The following is a 26,134-nucleotide window of genomic DNA, read 5'->3' as shown; positions in this document are numbered from 1 at the left end:
CAAAAAATAACAGATCATATGACTTCGATTTTTAATAAGTTATGGAATCGTACGGCGGCTGATGGGAATGAGCAGTCAACTTTTGAAAATCAGTTGTCGTTTTTAGAATGTCAGGTAGATAGGAAACTTCTGGATTTGTGGGCATCCGCCTGTTTGGAAAACAGAAATGAATCCTGGCAAATCCGGTTTGCAAAACTTCAGCAAACCAGTTTATCCAGAATTCATTCTGAGCCTGTATCTGTTAGTAAAGAAATCGAATATCTGAATGATTACTGCTTAGTTTATCAGGAAATTAGACCAAGTGAATTGTATGTTAGCTTTAAGTCTGATTATGTAGAAACATCGGCGATTATTTATCCCTTTCTATTAATGCCACTTGTACAGAATGCTATTCATAACGGCTATACATCTATGGAAAAGTATCCGGTTAAAATAAAAGTAACCGGATCGCAGAAGCTGCTGATTATGGAAGTCAGCAACAGAGTAAATCACCGTATTGCTGATCAGCAGAGTACAGATATTATAAGGCTGTTCAGAGAAAGATTACAATTTCTGTATCCGGATCGTCATGATCTCTTATTCAATAGTAACAGCAATACTTTTAAAGCAACGTTGACGGTACAGCTTTAGATGATATCATAATGCTTCAGTGCATTCCAGATTCCATTATTGTCTACGTCATCCGTAATGTAATCTGCTATCGCCTTTACTTCCGGATTTGCATTGCCCATAGCTACACCAATGTGTGTATGTGCTAACATGGTAATATCGTTGCCCCCATCCCCAAATGACATAGTTTCATGGAGTTCAAGTCCGAAATGTTGTACAAATACATCGATACCAACCTTTTTACTTTGACCCACCGGATTGACATCCGCGAAAAGAGGTGTCCAGCGGGAAGCTATAGAATTGGGCATTATAGTGCGCATAAAGTCTTCTTCTGCTTCCGGTTGAATGAAAATATTGGTCTGTAAAACAGTTGCTTTATCAAAGTTGTCGTAACTCCTCTGCATAGGTACCGGCAGATTGAGCTGGTCATACATCTTTTGTATATCCGGCGTGACATGGAAGATAGAAATTTCATTTTCGGACATGAGCGAAAAGCTAACAGGCTCATTATTCATAGCGTAACGGAGCAGAGACTCAATATCTTCCTGTGGAATAGGTTTTCTAAACAGTACCTCATCATCTTTTGTGACACAATAACCCCCATTAAATGTAATAAAGCCATCAAAATTGAGATATCTGATATGATCTAAGCTGTTGATGGATCTACCCGTAGAGATGATTACTTTAATTCCTCTGGATTGTAATTCACGGATAGCTTTTTCGGTAGACTCAGGAACGAGATGTGTTTTGAAACTTAATAGTGTACCGTCGATATCAAAAAATACTGCTTTGATCATATTGTAAGGGCTGTTTTTATACACAAATGTAGGTAAAATATTCGGAAGCCAAAGCAGTCTTGTTAGTGCAACAAGCTGAGCAATTGTTCTTTTGTGAAGTTTTGTAATAGCGGATTTCCTTCTTTTCCGATCAGCGCAGCAGCCAGTTCATTCTTACTTTGTTGCATTTTAATCATCTTTTCCTCCACAGTGTCAGGCGTGATAAGGCGAATAGCTGTAACCGTTTGCTGCTGACCTATCCGGTATGCACGATCTATGGCTTGATTCTCTACTGCAGGATTCCACCACGGATCTACCAGATATACCAGGCTTGCTGCCGTCAGATTGAGTCCCGTACCACCAGCTTTGAGCGAGATTAAAAGTACCCGGTTATCTTCCTGCTCTTGAAAGTTGTGCACGACCTGTTCTCTGTTTTTTGTCTTTCCTGTCAGCATAGAAGCACCTATGCTTTTTGAGGATAATGCTTTTTGAATAAGCTGAAGCATGCTTACAAATTGAGAAAATACAATAATCTTGTGGTAGGCAATATTGTCTTCAATTTGTTCTATAAGTGTTTCTATCTTAGCTGAATTATCTTCAGTACTTAAATCTTCAGTTTTTAGCAATTTGGTCGAATTACAGATTTGTCTCAGTTTGGTCAATCCTTTCAGAACGTACATAGGACTTTTGCGAATTTCATCACCTTCCGTTGCAGAGATGAATTCTCTGAATTCTTTTTCATAAAGATCGTAGATGCGACGTTGAGCAGGTTTCATCTCACAGTAGATGATCAGTTCATTCTTTTCCGGAAGCTCTCTGGCAACTTCAGCCTTTGTTCTCCTCAGGATAAAAGGATTGATCTTGTTATAGAGCATTTCTGTGCGCTTACGGTCGCTGAATGTATCTATCGGGGTGGTAAAGACGTCTTTAAAATACTTTTTGCTGCCAAGTAAGCCTGGTGACGCAAATGATAACTGCGCATACAGATCCATAGTGCTGTTTTCAATCGGCGTACCCGTCATCACGATACGGTTACGTGACTGTAAAAGGCAGGCTGCCTTATAGCGTTGAGAGTTTGGATTTTTAATCTGTTGAGATTCATCCAGAAATACATAATTAAATCTGAATTTCTTTAAATAGTTGATATCCGTTAGCAGGGTGTGATAAGAAATCAGTATGAGTTCATACCGATCAAAATCACCGGTATTTCTGATGCGGTCTGTACCATCTAATAGTAAATAGGGTAGACTGGGTGCAAACTTTTCCAGTTCGTGCTGCCAGTTAAACAGTAGTGTCTTGGGCAGGACGAGCAGGTTGCAGTTGTGATCGGCCTTATCCCGTTGAGAAAGAACAAAAGCAATAATCTGAATGGTCTTGCCTAATCCCATGTCATCTGCCAGACATCCGCCAAAATTGAAATCATCCAGAAAATTGAGCCACTTCAATCCATCTAATTGATAGTTGCGTAATATTCCGTTGAAATGTTTAGAGGTGTTTACAGTGTTTAAATCTTTGAAATTCTTAGCTTTATTTATTAAATGGTCAATTTCTTGTTTAGCTGAATTATGTATTTGAGATACATCAAACAAACGTTCAATATCATAGAAATTTGTCTTGGCGATCTGAAGTTGTTCCTCTTCATTCCACTCACCCGCCTGAAAATATTCTTTAAACTTTTCCAGCCATTCTTCCGGCAATATGCCATGTGTACCATCATCCAGTACCACAAATTTGGATTTGTTACGCACAGCCTTTTCCAGATTTTTGGCAGATGCCTTTTTACTTCCGAAACTCACATTGATATTCACATTGAACCAATTGATCCCGCTTAATACCTCAATGTTGATGGTTGCTTTGAAAGGATTTATACTGTTATTTTTTAAAGTGTCAAAGCCAATAACCTTAATACCCTGATTGTGCCATTCCTCAAATACATTTAAAAACCATTCCTCATTCAGGAAATGTTTGCGGTGAAGATAGAAATACAGAAAAGACTCGTTCAGCTGTTCTTCAAAGTAGGGATGCTGTCTGATCAGCAGACCTGAAAGTGCCATTTCCCGATCCTGTTGTCGCTCTACGACATAGCTTTGCCCGGCTTCATCGATGCCAAAGATCTTCCGTTTGGATCGTACAGGTACTTCCACATCACCATAGCGCATGACAGGCGTGAGTGTGACATATTCCTGGGATTCATCCAGATAAATAATCGCTTCGGTATCCGTGTAATAAAGATGTTGATCCAGTTGTTTCTTGCTTGCTTTTGGTATATCCGGATAGCTTATCGATACCTGGTCAGAAAGCGGATCCAGAATTTGTGTTCTGAAATAATCAAACTTGGACGCATGAACCCAGAGGGCATTATTGCGGTTTTTGAAAATCTGTATTAGAGATCTTACTGTCTTGTCGTGGATAAAGTAAAGAGAATGTTTGACTTGTGCAAAATAATCAAACTGTAAGTTTACATCGCTCAGCGCGATTTCCTCTCTTCCTACAAGTAGATGCCCTTCTACCGATAGAAACGATCCTTTTTTGCTGATACGGAGCTTGCTTTGTACAGGGCTCTGTTTCAGCAATACAGCATTTAGACTGGATGCCAGTATATTTTCCGACAAAGAAGCATCGTGTACAAATACCTCTAATTGAAAGGGGTTATGTACAACAGCCTCCAGTGCTTTTGGAAGATTAGGGTCTGCGGCATCCTGTGTATTCTGTTCTAATAAACGAATAGCAGTGAAGAATTTACTTTCCGCAATATCTTTGCATTTCCAGATTCGCTCTGATGTATCTACCGGTTTGATCGGATTTTTAAGTTTGCCGTTTTTGGTAACCTCCGATTCAAAAAGCTGAATCTGTAAATGTTTGTAGAATTTATGCTTTCGAATGACCATAATCAATCGGCCGGTAGCTGTAGGATCGCCAGATTTATTTAATGTTTCTTTATTAAATAAATCTATGTTATCCAGTGGTATAAGGTGATCATTAAGAACTGTTACTTCAATAGAATTGTTGATGTATCTTAGTTCAAAATACTCTTGCAGAGCATCCTCCTGTTCTATACCGTAAGCTAAAGCTACCTTGGACAAACGTTTTTGATACCGGCTCGGAGAAAAGAATGTCAGCCACTCTTCCTGTCGGATAAAAGTTGCAAAAACTGCTTGTTGGTGCCGGCAGAGACCTTGTTTTTCGGGGCAGGAACAGTATATAGATAATACAGGTTTTGAGTGCTTCAGTAGCACCGTTTCTTCGTTCTCGGATAGCCGGATCCGAAATCTGGCTTCATTTACCGATAGCTGTTCTACTTCAATCGGAATTCCTATATTCGTCGTGCTGTCTATCTCCTGAAAATAGCTGTACCTGTCCGTTCGATCCATGTCGATATCCGTAATCAGATATTGATGGTAATCCGAATGATAATCTATAAGCCGAGGGTCTTGCTTTGACATACGAACCAAAGATAATGAGATGTACGAAGCACACAGGAATAAAAAATAAAAAAAATGTAACCTTTGGAGCTTGGGTTGCATCTTATGAGCAAAGACAATAAAAATTATGGAAAAGGAAACAATGGTAGCTACTATAATCGTAGCATTTTGCTTAAGTACATTTTTATCCCTGTATTTCTACTGGCTGTCCAGACATAAAGAACGTATGGCACTGATCGAGCGAGGGATGGATCTGAGCGATTTTTACAATAATAAACTTAAAGGCTCTAACTGGCTAAAAGTAGGAGTAGTGGTTGTGGCTTCAGCTGTAGGCTTATTGATTGTAGGAATTATTAATGAATCTAATGTCGAAATTCATTCTGATGCAATTCCTGTGGCTATAATAGGAATTTTCGGAGGAGCGGGTATGATCGTCGCAAATTATCTGGATAAAAGACCATCTTAAAGAATCGGATGGATCAAGTTTATATTGATAAAATATTGGCGGGAGACCGGGAAGCTTTCAGATACTTTCTGACCACATATAAGGATATGGCCTTTTCCGTAGCAATCAGCATCGTAAAGAATGAGATTGTTGCGGAAGAGGTTGTTCAGGATGCTTTCGTGAGCTGCTACCATGCTTTGAAATCCTTTCAGGGTAAATCTAAATTCAGCAGTTGGCTCTACAGAATTGTGGTTAATCATGCATTTTCTAAGCTGAGACGGCTTAAGATAGAGTTTGTGCCCCTGTCTGAACAGGATGAATTGTCTGTGGCAGATGAAGCTGCACTTTGGCAGTTGGAGCAAAAAGAGCAGACTCAACTCATTGAGGAGGCACTTCAGCTCTTACCCGTTAATGAAAGTCTCGCTTTACGCTTATTTTATCTGGAAGAGGAGAGCATAAAAGATGTATGCCAGATTACAGGATGGACGGAGTCTAACGCGAAGGTTATTTTACATCGCGCCCGCAAACGTATACATGGAATATTAAGTAAACTAATGAAATCGTAGAATATGGAAAAGGATCGTGATATTTTACAGCAACTGATGAAGCAAAGTACTCCGAAAATGCCTTTTTCGGATTTTGAAGATCAGGTGATGGCTAGAATAGAGAATCAGGAGATGGCTTCACCGGAGATTATGAAGGACAAGATGAAAGGGATATATTTCTTTCTCGCAGGAACGGTATTTGGCCTGCTAATAAATTACGTTGCAGCAGGGTATATGTATGAAATAAAATGGACAACTATTTCAAAAGAACAAATAGTACTGTTCTCCCAACTGATGTATGTAACGCTTATCTTATTGTTTTGTGACAGGATTATAAGATTATTCAGACTAAAGCAGCATAGTTAATAAGAAATTTTTAATCCTCCGTAATAGTTTCTGCCCGGGGCTGCATTAAAAAAGCGATTCCCGAATGCATTGATATCATTACCAAGGCTGTATTTCTGATTCAGAATATTATCAGCTCCGGCAAAGAACTGAATCTGTAATTTCCCGTTTATCGGGCAGAACCACGCAAGTTTGGCTTGTAATAAATGGTACTTAGCTCCGTAAGCGGTATTGGCATCGTTTAGCGGGATCCGGGAAGTGAAATTGTGCATGATATTCAGCTCTATACGTGTATCAAACTGAATATTTGCATGATTGACCCATAGCCAGTCCGGAACAGCTGTAAGTTTGTTACCTGAATAATCGTTATCTCCAATCTGGTAGACCTGAAATTTATAATCATTGTAGGTCAGATTAGTACCTAATGATAAACTATGTAACCAACCGGATGTACTGGGAGCAATAAGATAGCCTGACAGAGCCGCTTCTACTCCCTTCTGGTCAGTCTTTCCGGCATTCAGGTAGTATTCTGCTCCACTCTCCCTGATCTGCCTTATAATAGCATTATCCATCCGGTAATAGTAGGCTGAAAGATCTGCTATAATTCTTCGATCTGCAGTCTCCCATCTGATACCCGCTTCATAATTCGTTCCGGTTTCCGGATTCAGTTGTCGGTTGATCAGATTATCTGAAGAACGAACCTCTGCAATGGTCGGAGCGGATAATCCCTTAGATACTGAACTGCGTACAGCCATTTGGGGAGTGATAAGATAAGAAAGGGCAAGCCGGGGCATCCAGGTATTCTCAAAATCAATTTTTTCCCATTTATCAGAGAGTACTGGATATATATTTTTATAGGAAACAGTATTGTAATTAAGCCCCAGTGAGCCTTCGATGGTCAGTTTCTGAGCAAGAAGTACCTGACCGCGTATGAAATAGAAGTGCTGGCCGTTTTTCAGATCGTCTTTGGCTTGCGGATCAGTAGCTACGCCGGCATTATTGTTATAATTGTCAATTTTATAGCGCCCGTTTTGTGCTTCCAGTCCCAGTTGCATTTGCCAGTGTACTTGCGGATTGTTGTTGTCTGCATAAGAAAAGTAGGTACGGATACCCATATTTTTCTCATCGCGCTTTTCGTAATTGGTAATAAACGGATTTTTGATATCCGAATGACTGCCGAATATACTGACAACATGTGTCAGATGTGTCGTGATGTGGTATCGGTTGGAAATACCTCCAAAGAATGTCTTGTTGTATATTCCCGCCTTTTGATCAGCGGCGCCGGGATTTGGTCCTGCTGCCGGTCTGGCGAGTTGTGGATTTTCATCATACTGGGCTTGTGTAAGGCCTCCGGGTGTTCTGTATCCAAGATCAGCATAGAATCCAAATGCTTTTAACTGTCCTTTGTCAGAATAATCCCATTGATGAGCGGTCTGTATAGTTTTTTTATTTAATGCTGAGTTTTGACGATATCCATCACTGCGGGTAAAACTCTGATCTATAGCAAAACGGTAGTTAGGATTGACCTGTTGCTGTGTGGATAACTGTTCCTGAAATAAACCGTAAGAGCCACCTTGTAGCAGCAGAGAGCTTCCGGAGCCGGTATTAAAGCCATTCGGCGTAATCGTAATTACACCACCTGAATTTGGACCATATACAGACCCGTCAGGCCCCTTGAGTATATGTATGCTGCTTACGGAAGCCGGATCTACCAGATTGAAGTACGTGTTGCCACCGGCGTCGGTCAGCGGAAACTCATCCAGATATATCTTGACATTGCGTACTCCAAAAGGGGATCGGATAAGGCTGCCTCTCATCGCTAACCGGTAACTGCCTGGTGAACGCTCTTCCATGCGGATACCCGGAACTGTATTGACTGCCGTCAAAAATGTACTGTTATTCTGACTGGAAATAAGTCTTGAATCCAGCGTTTTTGCAGAAGAAGTAAGCGATAAAAGAGGTTGACTGGCGAAATAAGCATTGATCTGTACCGGAGCAAGTCTGTTGAGAATGGTATCTGTTAGTTTTGTTTCCTGAGCAAAAAGCTGATTCGTAAGGAAAAATAAACAAAGGGAACTCAACGTGTGGAAAGATCGCATACTGTTTTCGGTTTAGCAGTCGCTAAAATAGTAAAATCAAGGCAGAATCATAACTCTGCCTATAAATTACAGGCCTAAAATGCTTCATTAAGACCTAAGAAAAAGCCTCTGTTTCCATATTTTCCGAAAGCATAGTCCAGACAAAGGTTCGTTCGGGTTGCTTTATTAAATAAAACACGTAGTCCGGCACCGCCACCGGGCTCCCAGCGCTGAAACAGGCGGGTGCCGATCTCATCGCTTGCTGACTGAATATTTAGAAATGTCACGCCACTCAGAAACTTGTTTTTAGTAATCGGGAAGCGGTACTCTACTTCGGAATAAGCGAAAGATATACCCTTGAAATACCCGATAGTATAACCTCGCCCTGTCCTGACGTTTGTATCTTTTCCCGTTCCCGGGAGATCGAAGTAGGGAAGTGTTCCGCTGAGCTTATAAGAACCCCAATACCAGAATCCTAATACGTGTTCCGGATTTTTCTTAGATAAACTAAAGTATTTTCTGAAATCTGTAACCAATTGTACAGCATTCTTCGAACTACCCATCCAGGTCTGATTGACCCGTATACCTACATCGGAGTATATGCCACTGTAAGCCCTGTTTGGATTATCCCTCGTCATATATTGTACATTGAATAATAATCCGTTTGAATTGTATTTTTTGGGATTGAAGCCATGTTTTTCGCTGTACAAAGAAGGCGGTGTAGGCCCGTTTGCCAATTGTGGTTCTTCTATTTTCCTTCGAAGATCGAAAGAAACGCCGGCACCCAGAAATAATCCGTGAGCAACCTGACGATATACCTTTTCATTGAAAATATAGGAATTGTATCGTGATCCGAATATTTTGCGGTCGGGGTTGGCAATGACACGCTCATCTTCTGTTGTCCATGCATTCATATTCATACCAATGCCGGCATCAGGTGCCACCATATGTACAGCGGCGAGACTCCCCTGAAAATTCCAGGTGTTGCCCGGAGTGAACACATTATGGCTCAGATAAAACACCATAATGCCTTTTGTCGTGATAGAAGCTGAAGTAGCTGCTACAGACATGGTGGTATTGGGGTGATTGCCTAGTACCTTACCAGCGACGGCTTTTATGCCTCCCTGTGCGCCGATGGTCGGATTATAGGCAATGTTGGGCATCAATGTAATGGGAGACCGCCTTTTTGTACGATCTGGCTTTTGTTTAGGATGAAGAATGGTACGAAACAGATCGCTGATATCGTAGTGATCCTGATAAGGTGGTGCTGTCTTCAAACTGTCTGTCGCAGCCAACGTGTCTTTGCGCAGTCTGACCGTGCTGGTGGTGTCATGTTGGGCAATGGAATACGATATATGAAAGAACAGCAGCGTAAATATAATAACTACTCGCTGCATAGAGGAGTTTATTTTTTTTAAGTGAGGGTGAAAAATTAGGCATGATTTTTTCACAGATTTCATGTTTAAACTGATATAAATAATTTGATTTCCATAATGTACAACAACTGATATGGTATTTGGTTTATGGTTTGTTGAAATTCGGAAAGAAATAAAAAAGGGGCGTACGTGTTAAATCGCATAAAAATTAGGCTATCCAACCTTTTTGGACAGCCCAATTCTATTGTAGTGACCTTGTTATAACTTCTCTCTCCTTCTAAAGGAGAGATGCCCGAAGGGCAGAGAGGTTGACTAATGGGTTTATAGAGTTGAAAAGGTTAATAGAGTTTATAAGCTTACATCTGTTTCAACTGCGGGTTAGGACAACAGCAAACGAAAGGAATTGGATTTATTAGCTGTTTTGCGTCAGTTAGCATCCTCACCAACAGTATTTTACAGCTTTTCTCTCCTTCTAAAGGAGAGATGGCCGAAGGGCAGAGAGGTTAATTATAAAACTGCAAAACCTCACCCTAACCCTTCCGACGAGTCGGAACAGGTTCTCCTTAAAAAGGAGAGGGAATTGGTTTGTTAAATAATAAAAATGGGGCTATCCAACCTTTGGATAGCCCCTTTCTGTTTGTTATAAAGTATCTTTTATTCTACGACGTAACCCATATTACTGAATTTGTCGATTCTTTCCTGTACTAATACATCAGCTGTCTTCGCTTTAAGAATAGCCAGATCCGAGAGGATTTTAGTTTTTACATTTTCAGCTGCAATAGCCGGATCCTGATGTGCTCCACCCATTGGTTCAGCAATAATGCCATCAATCAAACCGTTCCCAAGCATATCTTCAGCGGTTAATTTTAATGCTTCTGCTGCGCGCTCTTTGTGATCCCAGCTTCTCCATAGAATTGATGAACAAGACTCTGGTGAAATTACTGAATACCAGGTGTTTTGTAGCATATATACACGGTCACCTATACCAATACCTAATGCACCGCCTGAAGCACCTTCACCGATTACAATACAGATAACAGGTACTTTTAATACGGACATTTCAAGCAGGTTACGTGCGATGGCTTCTCCCTGACCTCTTTCTTCGGCCTCTAAACCAGGATAAGCACCCATAGTATCGATAAGTGTAATAACCGGTTTATTGAATTTTTCAGCCATTTTCATCAGACGCAAAGCTTTGCGGTAACCCTCAGGATTAGCCATTCCAAAATTGCGAAACTGACGTTCTTTGGTGTTTTTTCCTTTCTGATGACCAATAACCATTACAGCTTCCCCGCCAATAGATGCAAATCCACCAACTATAGCTTTATCATCCTTTACATTACGATCACCGTGCAGTTCAATAAACTCTTCACAAATCATCTCAATATAATCGAAAGTCTGCGGGCGCTCAGGATGACGGGACATCTGTACCTTCTGCCAGCCAGTCATATTATTATAGATCTGCAGTTTGGTTTCTTCCAGTTTCGCTTCCAGATCCTGTATAGTCGCGCTCATGTCGACCTTAGTCTTTTCAGCTACCTGATTAACTTTCTCTATCTGTGTTTGCAGATCTGCAATGGGTTTTTCAAAATCAAAAGTTGTTTCCATGTACTTTTATGAAAAATTAGAGGGCTAAGGTAAGGGTATTTTTAGGTATTTTAAAATTTTAGTAGACATTCCTCTGACACGCCATATGAATATCATTTGTTATTTTTGTATCATCCAAAGTGACATTCATGTTTTTGTAAGCATCTATACTATTTGGTTTATTTTACTGCTATGATTAAATATTACTATCTCATATTAACCTGCATGTTGCTGGTATCTAATACATTGAAAGCGGATACTTATCCGGAAGTCGTGTTTGATAATAGTCTTGTAGGAGGGAGTTATGCAAAGAGTTTAGTTCATTATTCTGGTGGCAGCTGGGTCGAGAATGTGCGTAAACATCTGTTAGTGTCTGACACTCTTTTTTTTACTCCCGGTAACGCCTTGTCTCTGAAATACCATGCTTCTGTAACCGGAAATTGGGAAGCAGATATCTTGTATAGCCGTCAGAAGTTTTTTTATCAGGTAGCTAAAAAAGATGTTTTGGTTTTTAAGATGTATGTTCAGACTGCAGATACCAAAATAGAAGAATTACCTAAAGTGCTTCTGAAACAAGGGTTTAAACAAACTGAACCTGTTTCATTAGCCAATTTTATTGATGATTTTGAACCTAATATGTGGGTCAATGTGGAAATTCCGGTAGATAAGATTAAAGGATTCGAGGAAGGGGCTATTAGATCTGTAAGTTTTGTACAGGGAAATTCTTCAGCGAAGACGCATCATATCCTCCTGGATCAGATTGAGTTTTTACCCCGGAATCCATCCAATGTTAAATTGTCTTCTCCGGCCATCTTATCTGAAGCAAAGGCATATGATAAACAAGTGTTGTTGAGCTGGCAATTGCCGCTGACACCAAGTATACGTTATATCAAGATCTACCGTTCAACGGATAAGGAGAATTTTGAGCCTGTAGCGATCCGCCCGATTCAGATGCAAAGCTGTCTGGATCGTGTACCGGAGATAGATAAAACGTACTATTATAAGATCGCATGGGTAGATTATGATTATATTGAATCTCCTTTTTCTGCCATTAAAGAGGTGAAAACAAAGAAATTGTCAGATGAGGAACTGCTCAACGTCGTGCAGGCTGCACATATAAATTATTTTCTGGAAAATTTTGACTTTAACAGTGGTATGTATATGCCATATCGCCGAAAGGATAAGGCAATTGTATCAGTCAGAGAGTCCGGATATGCTGCAATGGCGCTGATTGTGGGTGCGGAAAGAAAGTTTGTCAACCGGAATGTCGTATTGGCCCGATTCACAAAAATGGTCAACTTTCTGAAGAAAGTGCAACACAAAAACGGTGTTTTTCCGGAATATTTTGATGGAAGGACAGGTTTGCCAGAATACAGGCAACATATACCTAAATATAGTCTGACAGCAACCACAGCCATGATGGAAGCTTTACTTATTGCGCGGCAATACTTCTTTAAAGAAGATGTGGCTGAAGAAAAAGCACTTCGTGAAAATATAACAGCATTATGGGAACGGATTGACTGGAAGGTATTCTCTTCAGGAGAACATAATAATGTGCTTTGGGATAGCTGGTCTCCGGTAGATAGTACCAAAAGATCACATATATTAGGCGGTTTCAACAGCAGTCTGAATACGTATTTATTGGCGATGTCTTCGCCTACACATCCTGTTTCTACAGATGCCTATACATTTGGTTTTGGCAATGTTCATGTCCATAGTAATCAATTGCCGACTTATTTTTCAAGATTCGTTGTAGGGGAAATAGCTTCTGCAGATTCTGTCACGCTGGAAGAGAATTCTTCAGATACTTCTCAGACACTGTGGTCAAGATCCATGATAAGAGATACTGTGGAATATGGCCTGCAAACCAAAGTTCCGGATATTGGAGTTCCGCTTGTAGATGTATATCGTATGTTCTATACCTTAGATCCCCGGGATAAAAAAGATTCTTTGCTCGATTACAATACGGAGGTTCGGAATATGATCCGTATTGCTAAAAGAAGAGATAATGAAATGGGAGTAGGGACAGCTTTTTCGGATGTATGGGGATATTATAAGGTAAAAGATACGGTTTCTTTAACACGTATTAACCCCGCAGTAGGGCCTTCAGCTCTATTTATCGACAAAGAGATCGGTATGAAGGCAATGAAAACCCTGTACGAAAAATATGCAGATATTCTGTTTACGGAATATGGGTTCAGGGCCTGGTTAGATCTGAAAGATAATGATGTGTCTGATGAATACCTGGCTGTAAATCAGGCAACAGTTGCAATAATGATAGAAAATTCGCGTTCCGGCTTGATATGGGAACTGTATCGGGAGATACCGGAAATTAAAGCGTTATCAGACAAACTGTTTAAGACGGAGAAAAAATGATAAGTGGATTAAATGATCTGAAAAATCTTTCAGATAGTCTCAAAAAGCAGACAAAATTAATGCCTGTGCTTTTTGTTGGTCATGGTTCGCCAATGAATGGGATCGAAGACAATGAATTCTCCCGAAACTGGAGCAGTATGGCTAAAGAAATCCCTCAACCGGAAGCAGTATTAGTCATTTCGGCTCATTGGTATACGGATAGCACTAAAGTGACAGCTATGGAAAAACCGAAGACGATTCATGATTTTTATGGATTTCCAAAAGAACTGTTTGCTGTGAATTATCCTGCTCCCGGTAGTCCCGAACTGGCAATGGAAACAAAATCGCTGATTTCGCATACACAGGTTGAGCTCGATCATGATTGGGGACTGGATCACGGGACCTGGACCGTCGTCAGATATATGTATCCCGATGCGAAAATTCCGGTATTACAACTCAGTATCGATTACAGGCAACATCCCTCATGGCATTATGAGCTTGGTAAAGAATTACTTGCGCTACGCAAAAAAGGAGTGTTGATTATCGGGAGCGGCAATATGGTGCATAATCTCCGGATGGTTTCCTGGGATATGATTAATGGAGGAGGCTATGATTGGGCATACCAGATGAACGATACATTCAAGAAACTGATCGATAACAAAGAGCATCAGAAACTGATTCGGTATGATGAACTTGGTTCAGGAGCAATGCTTGCGATCCCTACTCCGGAGCACTATCTTCCGTTGTTGTACACTTTATCTTTACAGCAATCTAATGAAGGAGTATCATTTTTTAACGATAAGCTGGTGGGCGGGTCTTTGAATATGACTTCTCTTAAAATATCGCAATAAACAGGAATTAATTGAGGAATTACGCTATTTTTGTTATATTTATCGAACAAAATCATAAAATTCAAAAGAATTATCATTTCATGAAGCAATTAAACATATTTACACTGATTTTATTTTGTGCTGTTACTTTATTTTCCTGTAAGCAACAGGCGCTGACTGTTAATCCTGGAGCAGTGCTGTCAAAAGATGGTACAGATGATGGATTGAAAAATGTCAAGGAAGAATTTAAAGATGCTTCCAGAACAGAAGAAGGAATTAAATTCTCATTATCATCTGACTTTTTATTTCCGACAAACTCTTCTTACCTGACGGATAAATCTAAAGGTGAACTGAGTAAACTGGCTAAATTGCTGAAAGATAATTCTAAAACAAAAATCCGTGTAGACGGACATACTGATGCAACAGGTACACCGGAATATAATTTGTGGTTGTCTGATAAAAGAGCAGTTTCCGTTAAGAAGTTTTTAGTAGATTCCGGAATCTCCGAAAGTCGTATTACCACCAAAGGAATCGGACAGGCAAAACCAGTAGCAGATAATAAAACTCCTGAAGGACGTCAGATGAACAGACGTGTAGAAGTCGTATTACTCAATCAGAAATAATATTAAAAGATATAAACCGAAGGGCAGTTGAAAAACTGCCCTTTTTTATTTTACAGGGATCTGATCCTTGATTAAAGGATACTTATGTCTTAACGAAAAGAGATAGACACATGATCCGATAACAGGCAGAAAGAATACTAGTACAATCATTAAAATTTTATCGCCACTATCTGTAAATTGTCTTTTAAGGATGTCAATTAATGATATGATAATCAGAATAGTTGGAATAAAACACATGAAGATCAGCATTAAAATGAGAATCAACTCCTGCGTTCCGATATTCAAAAAAAGTAAATTCATAAGGTTAAAAATTGTTATACCTAAAGATAGTAAAAAAATCTATTATGCGTTTTTAAAATATGTATTTGTAAAATTTATTATTTTTTGTTTTTTTATTAAATTAAATATAAATTTATATAAAATAACTTAATTATGAAATTTTCAATATACTTGATAGCCGTTTTAGCCTTGATTTCGTGTAAAAAAGAATCGAATTTAAATAATTTATTGATTAACGAGAGAATAAATGCTTCTGAATTATTCAGTGCTTCAACAACATTAACACAAGTATTCGCAGATAGTCTCAATACTTTAGCATCAGATTTTAATCTTAAAAAGATTGAGGGAGTGGTTGATAGGAATAGTTCAATTATCGAAGAGTTTAATGATATTGCTTCTGCACGTTTATTCCTTCAAAACTTAGAAAGGAGTGAAGTTGTGAATGAAAATAAACCGTTGAGTATACCGAATAATTCCAATTCTCAATCAGGATTTTCGCCCAGATGGGGATACGTAGCACCTATAGATTTTCAATTTGAGATCCCGAGTCGTATATTTAAATTCCGGGAATGGTCTTGGAGATCTCCAGTTGGGTTTGTAATTTCTGGTTATCTACATGCTTCCAGTCCAAGGAAATCGTCTGCTAATTCTGTTTGGTTTGAGCAGTGGGAGTTAAAGGAGATGAATGTAAATTTATATGGACCTCGTATTTTTACTTCATGGGAAAGTAGTTATAGCTATTTTCAAAGACTATATACAGGGTCGCATGGTCAGTTTTCATTTGCTGGTACTGTTTCTATGGTCGTTTTAATTAAGGATATTGGGACAATTTATTCGATACCGTTATCTGGTAGGATAGTAGCTAAAATGGGACCATATTATGTTAATTATTTTGGTGATGTTGAAAGTAGTCCTTACAGTACTCAGATGGTTAGTTATTATGTTTCAAGATAAAGAAATCAGATTAATATAATATGTCTAGAAGTGATTTTGATCTATGGTTAATAACAGTTTGGCCAATTATTGGAACTATTTTAAGTTTGCTGGTTATTTATGGAGTGATTCGGTTAATAATGTGGGTTATAAAAGCTTATGTAAAAAAGATAATCAAAGAAACTGAAAACAATAAAAATAGAAGATAATATGAAGTGTTAATGTAAATAGCTGATGTCTTGTGTCTTAATCGATTAATTACTAATGGTATTTTGATATAGTAAGGTGGCAATATTTAAATCGTAAAATTCAACAACACTGTAAGAAGAGTCAATTTTAATGTTTTTAACTAGATGTCACCCCTATTGATTGTGAAATTTCAAACATTTGTTTGGCTAAACACGGCAAAAGTATCAAAAATAGGATTCATTTTTGGAGTAGATTTTTTGTCATTTTTCTTCACCTGACTAACTCCGACATATCAGTAATAACTTGCGAAGTAAAACAAGTTGTCTGATTCATTTAGGAATGAGAAAAGTACTCAATAAGTCTAATGTTTCCTTTAGTAACAAACATTACTGGGATGAGCTTTTAAGGATTTTTATTATGCATATTCGACAAATTTCGGATGTTCATTTGCACAAAGGTCGGAAGCTGAAGCTTAAAGTTTATCGAATTGATACTAATATCATTGCGTTATGCCTACAAGTATTTGATTAAACTAAGTTTAGAAGTGACAAATGGGTAATAGAGACTAAATACTGTTTTGAGCTATGCTATGATTGCTGTATCCCTTTTTTATGCAGATTAATGACAGAATGGTAAATTATATTTAGTGTGTGGGTTGCTGTAGTTTTTTCAAAGAAAGCGTTAAGAAATGGATCACGGCTGTGTGGATTACAGTAGGCTAAAAGATTTGGACAGCAAAGGATGCTTTGTTGGTTAACAAGGTTAAAATAGATCTGAAGTACAAAGTTATCAAGTCGTACGTACTAGAGGGAAGCGATTCTAGAAAAATGGATCATTATGGATGAGATAGTTTAACTCTCAGGCTCTGCGTCGAATAAATATAATTTTAAATGGCTACGCTCTATTCATTCTTGAGGAAATGCCAAAGGCAATGATATCGCTTTCGGATCAATAATATTCAATAAAAGAGCTCTTTCGTTGGCAGATGAATATTTTCTTAAAATCTGAAGCAGAGCTTAAAATTATCACCTTTATGTACATCTGAAAATGCAGAGATGATCCAAATATGGACTTCATTAATGAAGTACGCTGTTGCTAAAATATTTTCAAAGGAACGCTAAATACGATTGGAATTTATCAAATATGGTGAATTTTATCAGGGTGAATTCTTTATAAAAAATAAATATTTGACAATGGAGAGATGATATTTATCAGATCGTCAAAAAGGAAAAGGCAGTTACAGATATTCTCATAATATAAACTAGGGGCAAAATTAGAATTATCCAAAATAGGTATTTCTTTAATATGAAAAGCTCTCTAAAGTTTATTTAAAGAGTTTTAGTTTGCAACTCTCGATTAAAATGATACCAAATTTACAGTTGAGAATTTTAGTTTTTGATAAATGGCAGAACTATAGAAAAATATTTTTCACTAATTTGGCAACTAAAATTTTTGATATTGTAATAATCATAAGTAGCTCTTAAAAATACTATGCCATATTCATTTTCATATTGATAGTGAGGTAAACGTGGAATTACAGAGTTTACTATTCTTAAAATTGAATCCCGCTCTTCAAAAGAAATGTATATAGAAAGTGGTTCTTCTATAGAAAATTGACTATATTTAATTGCGTTCTCTATCAATATTTGTATTGAAAATTTTGGGAGTTTTAAGCTTAATGCTTTATTAGGTAAATCGTATTTAATTTCATGTATACTCTCTCCAAAACGAATTTTCTGCAAAAAAATATAATCCTTCGCCAATTCTATTTCATCGATTACTCGAGATAAATCTTCTAAATTAGAATTTGTTAATTTTCGATAGAACTTGGTTAATTTGATTATTAGGTTTTTTGATAATTCAGGATTTCGATCAATCAAATGTAACAATGAACCCAATGTATTAAAAAAGAAATGAGGGCTGAACTGTTCTCGTAATTGTAAATGTTTCATCCTGTTTTGTTCATTTTGGTAATGAAGATTTTTTAAAGCAAGTATTTCAGTTTTCCTTTTCTTCCAGAAATAAAAATTTATCACTGTTATTATTATGCAACCAAAACCTAAGAATAGGTTGTAGTTCATTAATTCCTTTAAAAGTTCTTTTAAAATAAGGAAGGGCATATGAGCGACTATTATTAGATTTTTTTATAATTAAATCTGATGAGAAAGATTTTTGCATATACTTTTTATTCAATACAATCAGACTTGGTGTCGTTTTACTTTTTATGTTTTTTGCTAAAAGAAGGGTCTTTTAGTTGAAGGCTTATCAAAGAAAGTATATTATGTTCGTAAATTTCGCAATTGGTTGTTAAGTCAGATTTTTGTTTGGCTATGTATTAATTCACCTTGGTCATGTTGAAAAAAATATATGGTTCATTCCTAATTTCAAAAATGACATAGGAAATGTTAAGTCATGATTGTTGTGGAACCATTAACGTTCAACTAGAAAAATTGTGCTTTCTTTAACAATATTATAATCGCTTAATGTTTTGTTATCTTCCAATTGCTTGCTTGCAAAAATTAATCTTTGTTTCGAAACTTCAATACCGGTTTTTGTTTGTAACATAGCTTTGATTTGAGATATGTAATCTGAAGAATTTACATTTATGGTATAAGTTCTGCCCGTAAGTGTTTTTACGAAAATTTGATAACCTAAAGTGTTTTCTGAGACGTAGCTACATGTGTTTTTTTTAAAACCAAATGATGGGGTAAATGAAATTGCTAAGAAAATAATTAGGTAAGTTTTTATTAGTTTTTTCATGAATTTATTGTTTTTAAATTTACAAATTACAATGAATTTACGAATAAAATTTCTTTTAATAATTTTTTTTTGATTTTTTTTTAATTTTTTTTGATATGATTTTAATCTCTTTATATAAATGTTTTAATTTTCGTATATAGAGCGTTATATTCGCTATCAGAATAAAATTGTTCTGTATACCATCAGGGGATCATATTATCTTGAAGATTCAGAGCGGGAAATAAACAACTCAAACCAACAGTTTTCAACAACTGTAAAAATTTATCTATGAAACGACTACTTCTTTTTATTATACTGCTACTCCAATACACATATTCTGTTGCGCAGGATAACAAATATAAAATTTATACCGATAGTCTGTCAAAAGTACTGCAAACAGCCCCTAATGACAGTGTTAAAGCCCGGTCTGCTTACCTGCTTTCTAATCATTGGGTCAAACAAAAGGATACCTTGCAATCTTTGAAATACCTGGAGAAAGCCAGGCAATTAAGCGGAAAAAATAGTTATCTGAATGCACTCTATGCCTTTTATAAAGGAAGTTATTTGTTTATTAAGGATGGAGAGACGCAGGAATGTATGGACTTATATAAGCAGGCCGCCCTTTTATTTGCTAAGCATAAAAGCAAAGAAAGCTATGAGTTTCAGGTCAAGAGCTGGCATAATTATGCGATGATGCTCGATCACAAAGATGACAAGAAAGGGATGGTAGAAATACTGATTAAAAAAGCCATTCCTGCAGCAGAACTGGCAGAAGATTATGAATGGGTTGCACGATCCTATGGAAACATAGGAATGGCATTTGCAAATACAGCCACATACGATAAGGCGATTGAATATTACGAAAAGAGTATCCGGTATTATGAGCAGCATAACCTTTCAAAAGACAGATACGCCATCATACTGTTAGATCTTGCACGTGTATATGTAGAATCCAAAAAGTCTGAAAAAGCCACAGCTTATATCCGGAAAGCGGAAACCATACTGCGCACTATACCTAAATCTGTTGCGCATCTCATATTGGGAGAAACAGCATCTATGTACTATCAGCATAGAAAAGACTACAATAAAGCAGAAGAATATATTAAAGAAGCTATAGCTGTTGCTACAGAACTGGATATGCCGTATGAGCTGAATACCCTCAGGTATCAATACTTTAATGTCTATTTTAATCAGAGAAAATTCCCCCTTGCGCTGAAAGAGTTATATACAGTAATGGAAAATATCCCTTTTGAGATGGCAAATAACCGGCAGCAAATTGCATTGGATCTTTCTGATACCTATAAAGAAATGGGTGACTACAAAAATGCACTTATCTGGATGAAGAACCATGCAACATTAAAGGATAGCATTTATGAAGCAAACACGAAGAAAGAAATAGCGGATCTTGAAATTAAATTTAAAACAGCAGAAAAAGAGAAAAAAATAGTTCAGTTAGAAGCTGAAAAGCAACAGACGCAGCTGCAACAAAAGAATCAGCTCTTATTTAGCTGGATACTAGGTATTGGTGCCTGTTTATTACTCTGTGTCCTTTCTGTATTTATATATTTATACAAGCAACACAAAAAACAGGCACAACAACAACTTGGCATCTTAAAGCAACAGCAGGAATTGAAATTTGCGCAGGCTATGCTGGCCGGTGAAGAACAGGAACGAAGCCGTTTGGCACGTGATCTTCACGATGGCCTCGGAGGTGCATTGGTCGGTATTAAATATAAACTCGCAGCGGAAGCTGATACAACAAGTATTAACGATATACGTACACAACTGGATAATAGTATTAGCGAGCTAAGGCATATTGCCCGTAATATGATGCCTGAAACATTAGTTCGTTCCGGACTTACAGTGGCTTTAGAAGATTTATGTACATCTCTACATCGTGAAGGTCTGGTTATTGATTTGCAATGTGACGAGATAAAAAGTGATACTCCTCTAGGCGTACAATCCAATATTTACAGGATTATTCAGGAATTATTAAACAATGCTATCCGTCATGGGAATGCGACGAGAATCATCGTACAATGTTTTCAGAATGATGAGGGATTTCTCATTACTGTCGAAGATAACGGGACAGGATTTGATGTCAGTCAAACAGAGCAGCAGGGGAAAGGTATAGGCTTGCAGAATGTAAGAATGCGTGCTTCCTACATGAAAGGAAATGTAGATATAAGCTCTGTTGAGGGTGAAGGTACAAGTGTCAGCATAGAGTTGTTATTTGGTGAGGGGTAAGGTGTTGGTAGATAGTGTCTTCTGTGTTTGTTGCTGTGTCGGTGATGTCTTGCTGCATGCTGTGGCTTTGTTTCTGAACTCCTGAACCTTTGCTTATAATTTATTGTAGATTAACAGGATAAAAGATATCCCATTTTTTAAAGTGAGATGACTGGAAATCTTTAGTAATTTTGTAACTTCATGGAAGCTTTGAGCTGTATATTTTATGTTGCTCAGGTCGCAGTAAGAAAAGGATAAGGAAGGACGATATGTATATAATTTTTGATACGGAAACTACAGGTTTACCTAAAAGATGGGATGCACCGATTACGGATACCGATAACTGGCCCAGATGTATACAAATTGCATGGCAGCTTCATGATGATATGGGAAATATGGTGGAGCATGCAGATTTTCTCATCGCACCGGATGGCTTTAATATCCCTTATGACTCTGAAAAGATACATGGTATATCTACAGAGCTAGCTCAGGAGCGTGGTATTCCGATTCAGGAAGCACTGGTTAAATTCAATGAAGCATTGGCAAAAGCCAAATTTGTTGTCGGACAGAATATAGGGTTTGACGTGAATATCATGGGATGTGAATTCTACCGTTACGGAGTAGAGTCTCCTATGGCTGTAATGCCTGTGCTGGATACCTGTACGGAAGTAACAGCTGAATTGCTGAAACTTCCCGGTGGACGTGGAGGTCGGTTTAAACTTCCTAATCTGACGGAATTACACACTTATCTTTTTGGAGTTCCTTTTGCCGAAGCACACAATGCAACCGCCGATGTGGAAGCAACGACCCGTTGTTTTCTTGAATTAGTACGTCTTGAGGTTTTTACATTAGATCAGCTTCAGCAGGATACCGGATACTTTGTTGAGTTTAAAACGCACAATCCTGGACCGATAGAAACAGTAGGTCTCAAACACCTGAACCTTAAAAAGGCTTCAGATGAGATCAGAGCCCGTCAGCAAACTTCAGGAGCAGATGAAATTGTCATTGATCAGGAAGCTGCGGCTGCCTTGGATGATGCTGTATTTGCTCATTTACATAATCACTCTCAATTCTCAGTTTTACAATCTACCATTTCTATAGGAGGTCTGGTTGACGCGGCTGTTAAAAATAAAATGCCCGCAGTAGCCCTGACCGATCATGGAAATATGATGGGGGCTTTCCATTTTGTAAGCCGTGTACTCGGTCATAATAAGGATGCGGAAACCAAAAATCAGGAACTTATAGATAACGGAGAGGAACCTACTGAGATTATAGTCAAACCTATTGTAGGATGTGAGTTCTTTATCTGTGAGGATCACCTTGACAAGAGTCGGAAAGATAATGGTTATCAGGTTGTCTTCCTGGCTAAAAATAAAAATGGCTATCATAATCTGGCAAAAATGTCATCGGTAGCGTATACAAAAGGATTTTATTATGTACCGCGTATTGACAAAAAAGTCGTAGAACAGTACAAAGAAGATATTATCGTTCTTTCGGGTAATTTACAGGGTGAAATCCCGAATAAGATACTCAACATCGGAGAGAATCAGGCGGAAGAAGCACTGATCTGGTGGAAAGAACAGTTTGGGGAAGACTTCTATATCGAGGTTATGCGTCATGGACAGGAAGATGAAAACCGTGTCAATGAAACATTAGTTGCTCTGGCGCGCAGGCATGAAGTAAAAGTCATCGGAACGAACAATACGTATTATGTCAATAAAGCGGATGCACATGCTCATGATATCTTACTCTGTGTAAAAGACGGAGAGAAGCTTTCTACGCCAAAGGGAAGAGGTCGTGGTTTCCGCTTTGGATTGCCCAATCAGGAATACTATTTTAAGCCTGCTTCTGAAATGAAGAAGGTATTCGCCGATCTTCCGGAGGCCATTGTCAATATTCAGGAGATTATTGATAAAGTAGAAATTTTCAAACTCAACAGGGATGTTTTGCTTCCTAAGTTTGAAATCCCGGAACAGTTCCAGGTACAGGAAGATAATGAAGATGGGGGTAAAAGAGGGGAGAACAAGTATCTGGCACATCTCACTTATGTAGGTGCAGAGAAAAGATATGCAGAGATTACAGATGATATCCGGGAGCGGCTGGACTTTGAACTGGCTACAATTGAAAAGACAGGATATCCGGGTTATTTTCTTATTGTTCAGGATTTTATTGCCGAAGCCCGCAATATGGGGGTCTCTGTAGGTCCGGGACGTGGATCTGCTGCCGGATCAGCCGTTGCTTATTGTCTGGGTATTACAAATATCGACCCGATTCAGTACGATTTGCTTTTTGAACGTTTCCTGAATCCGGATCGTGTATCCATGCCCGATATTGATATTGACTTTGATGATGAAGGCCGGGGAAGGGTCATGCAATATGTAATTGATAAGTACGGTGCTTCTCAGGTTGCACAGATCATTACGTATGGAACTATGGCCGCCAAATCTTCGATCAAAGATACAGCCCGTGTATTGGATCTTCCGCTTGCAGAAGCCAATGAGATTGCCAAGCTGATTCCTAATCTCAAGCTGAGCAAGATCTTCAATATGGATGAAAAAGCATTGAAGGAAGCCCTTCGGGCTGAAGAGCTCGAAGCTGTTCATAAACTTATCTCTCTTGCTGATGGCGCCGGCCTTGAAGCCGAGACAATCAAGCAGGCAAGAGTACTCGAAGGCTCTATGCGGAATACAGGTATTCACGCCTGTGGGGTTATTATTACGCCGGATGATATCACTAATTTCGTCCCGGTTTCGTTGGCGAAAGACTCTGATCTTTATGTCACGCAGTTTGATAACTCCGTGGTAGAAAGTGCGGGTCTCCTGAAGATGGACTTTTTGGGGTTAAAGACATTAACTCTTATTAAGGATACAGTTGCTAACGTCAAATTGAGACATAATCTGGATCTTGATCCCGATAATTTCCCGATAGATGATCAGTTAACATATGAATTATTCCAACGTGGTGAGACGATAGGTGTATTCCAGTACGAGTCGCCCGGTATGCAGAAACACATGAAGGATCTCAAGCCAACAGTGTTTGCCGATCTGATTGCGATGAATGCCCTGTATCGTCCGGGACCAATGGAGTATATCCCAAGTTTTATTAAACGTAAACACGGGATAGAGCCGATTGTATACGATCTGGATGCCTGTGAGGAGTATCTGAAAGAAACTTATGGTATTACGGTCTATCAGGAACAGGTAATGCTCCTGTCGCAAAAACTCGCCGGATTCTCAAAAGGTGATGCCGACGTATTGCGTAAGGCGATGGGTAAGAAACAAAAGGCTGTACTGGATAAGATGAAGCCTAAGTTTGTAGCACAGGCGGTAGAGAAGGGACATAATGCTAAAGTGCTGGAAAAAATCTGGACCGACTGGGAAGCTTTTGCGAGTTATGCCTTCAATAAATCGCACTCTACCTGTTATGCATGGGTGGCTTATCAGACCGCTTATCTGAAAGCGCATTTCCCTGCTGAATATATGGCAGCCGTACTGTCCAATAATATGAATGACATTAAGCAGGTAACCTTTTTTATGGAAGAATGCCGGCGGATGGGGCTGGAAGTATTAGGTCCAGATGTCAATGAATCCCATTATAAGTTTACTGTAAATGATATCGGAGCTATCCGTTTCGGAATGGGAGCTGTAAAAGGAGTAGGAGCAGGAGCTGTAGATACCATTGTGCAGACACGTGAAGGCAATCCTTATAAATCCGTATTTGATATGGCCAAAAGGATAGATCTTCGTGCCGCTAATAAAAAAGCGTTCGAAAGTCTGGCTTATGCCGGAGGATTTGATAGTTTCAAGGATACCCATCGTGCCCAGTATTTTCATGTGGACGGAGATAACTCCACCGGACTGGAAAAAGCTGTCAAGTTTGGTCAGCGTCACAAAGAAAATGAAAGCTCAGCGCAGGCGAGCCTGTTTGGCGGAGGTGGAAGTGCTGAGCTTCCGGAACCTGTACTGGCGCCGTGTCCGCAGTGGGGACTTATTGAAAAGCTCAAATACGAAAAAGATGTGATCGGTATCTACCTGACCAGTCACCCGCTTGACAATTATAAATTTGAGATTAAACATTTCTGCCAGAATAACGTAAGTGAACTGCAGCTGATTAATAAAGTTAAAGCTTCAGAAGTAGAGGAGGATGTATTGCTGGAGTTTAATAAGATCAAAAATAAGGAGGTGATTATCGGTGGCATCATTGCTGCTGCAAATCATCGTGTTTCCAAAAACGGTAAACCCTTTGGTATACTGGTTATAGAAGATTATTCAGATTCATTTGAAATGATGGTTTTCGGGGAGGATTATGTCAAATTTAAAGGCTACCTGCAGGAAGGTTACTTTGTGCAGATCCGGGGTTTAGTGCAGGAGAGATTCAGGCAGGTTGGTAATTGGGGTTTTGAACTGAAAAATATTCAGTTGTTATCTGATCTTCGGGACAAACTGGCGAAAAGTTTTACAGTACAGGTGCCTTTACAGGTTGTCAATTCTGAATTTGTACTGTTTATGAAGAATTTAATTGACGGTACAAGGGTAGAGGGACAGGATGCCAATTGTCAGTTGAAATTCAAAATTGTGGATGTACAGGAAGGCTTTAATATAGAGATGCCGGCAAAAACTATTAAGATTAACCTGACAAACGAATTTTTAGATGGAATCGAGCAGTTTGAAGGTGTCAATTATAGATTGAATTGATATACTATAGGTATTATTTAACCCGTTGATGACTAAAAATCAGATGACGTTGTTTATCTTTGTTATAGATTAAAGAGATAACT

Annotated in this window: 18 protein-coding genes; 10 read left to right on the top strand and 8 right to left on the bottom strand. The window is 38.5% G+C overall.

Features of this window, described 5'->3' with window-relative positions; translation table 11 throughout:
* Positions 1 to 18 precede the first annotated feature (18 nt).
* Entirely contained in the window at positions 19 to 630 is a 612-nt protein-coding gene (locus tag B4B65_RS18335; protein WP_293917704.1) for a histidine kinase, read from the top strand.
* Here the strand turns inward: B4B65_RS18335 and B4B65_RS18330 are convergent.
* Positions 627 to 1,406: a Cof-type HAD-IIB family hydrolase gene (locus B4B65_RS18330; RefSeq protein ID WP_293917702.1), complete on the bottom strand. Its 780-nt coding sequence runs from the start codon at positions 1,404 to 1,406 to the stop codon at positions 627 to 629. The genes B4B65_RS18335 and B4B65_RS18330 overlap by 4 nt on opposite strands.
* Before the next feature lie 62 nt (positions 1,407 to 1,468).
* Positions 1,469 to 4,828, bottom strand: coding sequence for a DEAD/DEAH box helicase (locus tag B4B65_RS18325; protein ID WP_293917675.1), 3,360 nt, complete (start codon positions 4,826 to 4,828; stop codon positions 1,469 to 1,471).
* 106 nt (positions 4,829 to 4,934) lie between these two features.
* Here B4B65_RS18325 and B4B65_RS18320 point away from each other — a divergent pair, with 106 nt between their 5' ends.
* Genes B4B65_RS18320 through B4B65_RS18310 form a run of 3 tightly spaced genes read left to right on the top strand, consistent with a single transcriptional unit; the run spans position 4,935 to position 6,163 of the window.
* Complete coding sequence (locus B4B65_RS18320) at positions 4,935 to 5,273, top strand: DUF6249 domain-containing protein (RefSeq protein ID WP_201678625.1); 339 nt, start codon at positions 4,935 to 4,937, stop codon at positions 5,271 to 5,273.
* An 8-nt stretch (positions 5,274 to 5,281) separates the two neighbouring features.
* Complete coding sequence (locus B4B65_RS18315; protein WP_293917674.1) at positions 5,282 to 5,818, top strand: RNA polymerase sigma factor; 537 nt, start codon at positions 5,282 to 5,284, stop codon at positions 5,816 to 5,818.
* A gap of 3 nt (positions 5,819 to 5,821) precedes the next feature.
* A complete protein-coding gene (locus tag B4B65_RS18310) occupies positions 5,822 to 6,163 on the top strand; it encodes a hypothetical protein (protein WP_293917673.1) in 342 nt (113 codons plus the stop codon).
* On the opposite strand, the gene B4B65_RS18305 is transcribed toward B4B65_RS18310, so the two are convergent.
* The 3 genes from B4B65_RS18305 to B4B65_RS18295 all read right to left on the bottom strand — a co-directional run bounded on the left by B4B65_RS18305 (position 6,160) and on the right by B4B65_RS18295 (position 11,204).
* Complete coding sequence (locus tag B4B65_RS18305; RefSeq protein WP_293917671.1) at positions 6,160 to 8,241, bottom strand: TonB-dependent receptor; 2,082 nt, start codon at positions 8,239 to 8,241, stop codon at positions 6,160 to 6,162. The genes B4B65_RS18310 and B4B65_RS18305 overlap by 4 nt on opposite strands.
* Before the next feature lie 74 nt (positions 8,242 to 8,315).
* The gene (locus tag B4B65_RS18300; protein ID WP_293917669.1) at positions 8,316 to 9,617 is read right to left on the bottom strand and encodes a BamA/TamA family outer membrane protein; all 1,302 of its coding nucleotides are present in this window, start codon (positions 9,615 to 9,617) and stop codon (positions 8,316 to 8,318) included.
* A gap of 633 nt (positions 9,618 to 10,250) precedes the next feature.
* Positions 10,251 to 11,204: an acetyl-CoA carboxylase carboxyltransferase subunit alpha gene (locus B4B65_RS18295; RefSeq protein ID WP_201678629.1), complete on the bottom strand. Its 954-nt coding sequence runs from the start codon at positions 11,202 to 11,204 to the stop codon at positions 10,251 to 10,253.
* 204 nt (positions 11,205 to 11,408) lie between these two features.
* Between B4B65_RS18295 and B4B65_RS18290 the strand changes: the two genes are divergently transcribed.
* The 3 genes from B4B65_RS18290 (at position 11,409) to B4B65_RS18280 (ending at position 14,991) form a co-directional block, all read left to right on the top strand.
* The gene (locus B4B65_RS18290; protein WP_293917667.1) at positions 11,409 to 13,559 is read left to right on the top strand and encodes a glucoamylase family protein; all 2,151 of its coding nucleotides are present in this window, start codon (positions 11,409 to 11,411) and stop codon (positions 13,557 to 13,559) included.
* Positions 13,556 to 14,389, top strand: a complete 834-nt coding sequence (gene ygiD, locus B4B65_RS18285; RefSeq protein ID WP_201678630.1) for a 4,5-DOPA dioxygenase extradiol — start codon at positions 13,556 to 13,558, stop codon at positions 14,387 to 14,389. The genes B4B65_RS18290 and ygiD overlap by 4 nt, the downstream gene beginning before the upstream one ends.
* A gap of 80 nt (positions 14,390 to 14,469) precedes the next feature.
* A complete protein-coding gene (locus B4B65_RS18280) occupies positions 14,470 to 14,991 on the top strand; it encodes an OmpA family protein (protein WP_003001299.1) in 522 nt (173 codons plus the stop codon).
* Positions 14,992 to 15,036: 45 nt separating this feature from the next.
* On the opposite strand, the gene B4B65_RS18275 is transcribed toward B4B65_RS18280, so the two are convergent.
* The gene (locus B4B65_RS18275; RefSeq protein ID WP_293917663.1) at positions 15,037 to 15,291 is read right to left on the bottom strand and encodes a PLDc N-terminal domain-containing protein; all 255 of its coding nucleotides are present in this window, start codon (positions 15,289 to 15,291) and stop codon (positions 15,037 to 15,039) included.
* Positions 15,292 to 15,423: 132 nt separating this feature from the next.
* Here B4B65_RS18275 and B4B65_RS18270 point away from each other — a divergent pair, with 132 nt between their 5' ends.
* Positions 15,424 to 16,224, top strand: a complete 801-nt coding sequence (locus B4B65_RS18270; RefSeq protein WP_293917661.1) for a hypothetical protein — start codon at positions 15,424 to 15,426, stop codon at positions 16,222 to 16,224.
* Positions 16,225 to 17,780: 1,556 nt separating this feature from the next.
* Here the strand turns inward: B4B65_RS18270 and B4B65_RS18265 are convergent.
* Positions 17,781 to 18,512 carry a sensor histidine kinase gene (locus B4B65_RS18265; protein WP_293917659.1) on the bottom strand — a complete coding sequence of 244 codons (732 nt, stop codon included), beginning with the start codon at positions 18,510 to 18,512 and terminating at the stop codon, positions 17,781 to 17,783.
* Positions 18,513 to 18,822: 310 nt separating this feature from the next.
* Entirely contained in the window at positions 18,823 to 19,152 is a 330-nt protein-coding gene (locus B4B65_RS18260) for a ubiquitin-like protein (RefSeq protein ID WP_293917657.1), read from the bottom strand.
* A gap of 267 nt (positions 19,153 to 19,419) precedes the next feature.
* On the opposite strand from B4B65_RS18260, the gene B4B65_RS18255 reads away from it, so the two are divergent.
* Together B4B65_RS18255 and dnaE are read left to right on the top strand one after the other, a co-directional pair.
* Positions 19,420 to 21,378, top strand: coding sequence for a sensor histidine kinase (locus tag B4B65_RS18255; protein WP_293917655.1), 1,959 nt, complete (start codon positions 19,420 to 19,422; stop codon positions 21,376 to 21,378).
* A 248-nt stretch (positions 21,379 to 21,626) separates the two neighbouring features.
* Positions 21,627 to 26,051 carry a DNA polymerase III subunit alpha gene (gene dnaE, locus B4B65_RS18250; RefSeq protein ID WP_293917653.1) on the top strand — a complete coding sequence of 1,475 codons (4,425 nt, stop codon included), beginning with the start codon at positions 21,627 to 21,629 and terminating at the stop codon, positions 26,049 to 26,051.
* The last annotated feature ends 83 nt before the right edge of the window (positions 26,052 to 26,134 follow it).

Source organism: Sphingobacterium sp. UBA5789 (genome assembly GCF_002418355.1).
Lineage (GTDB): Bacteria > Bacteroidota > Bacteroidia > Sphingobacteriales > Sphingobacteriaceae > Sphingobacterium.
The sequence above is the reverse complement of the archived record's forward strand: the minus strand, read 5'-3'. Positions and strand labels throughout refer to the sequence as shown.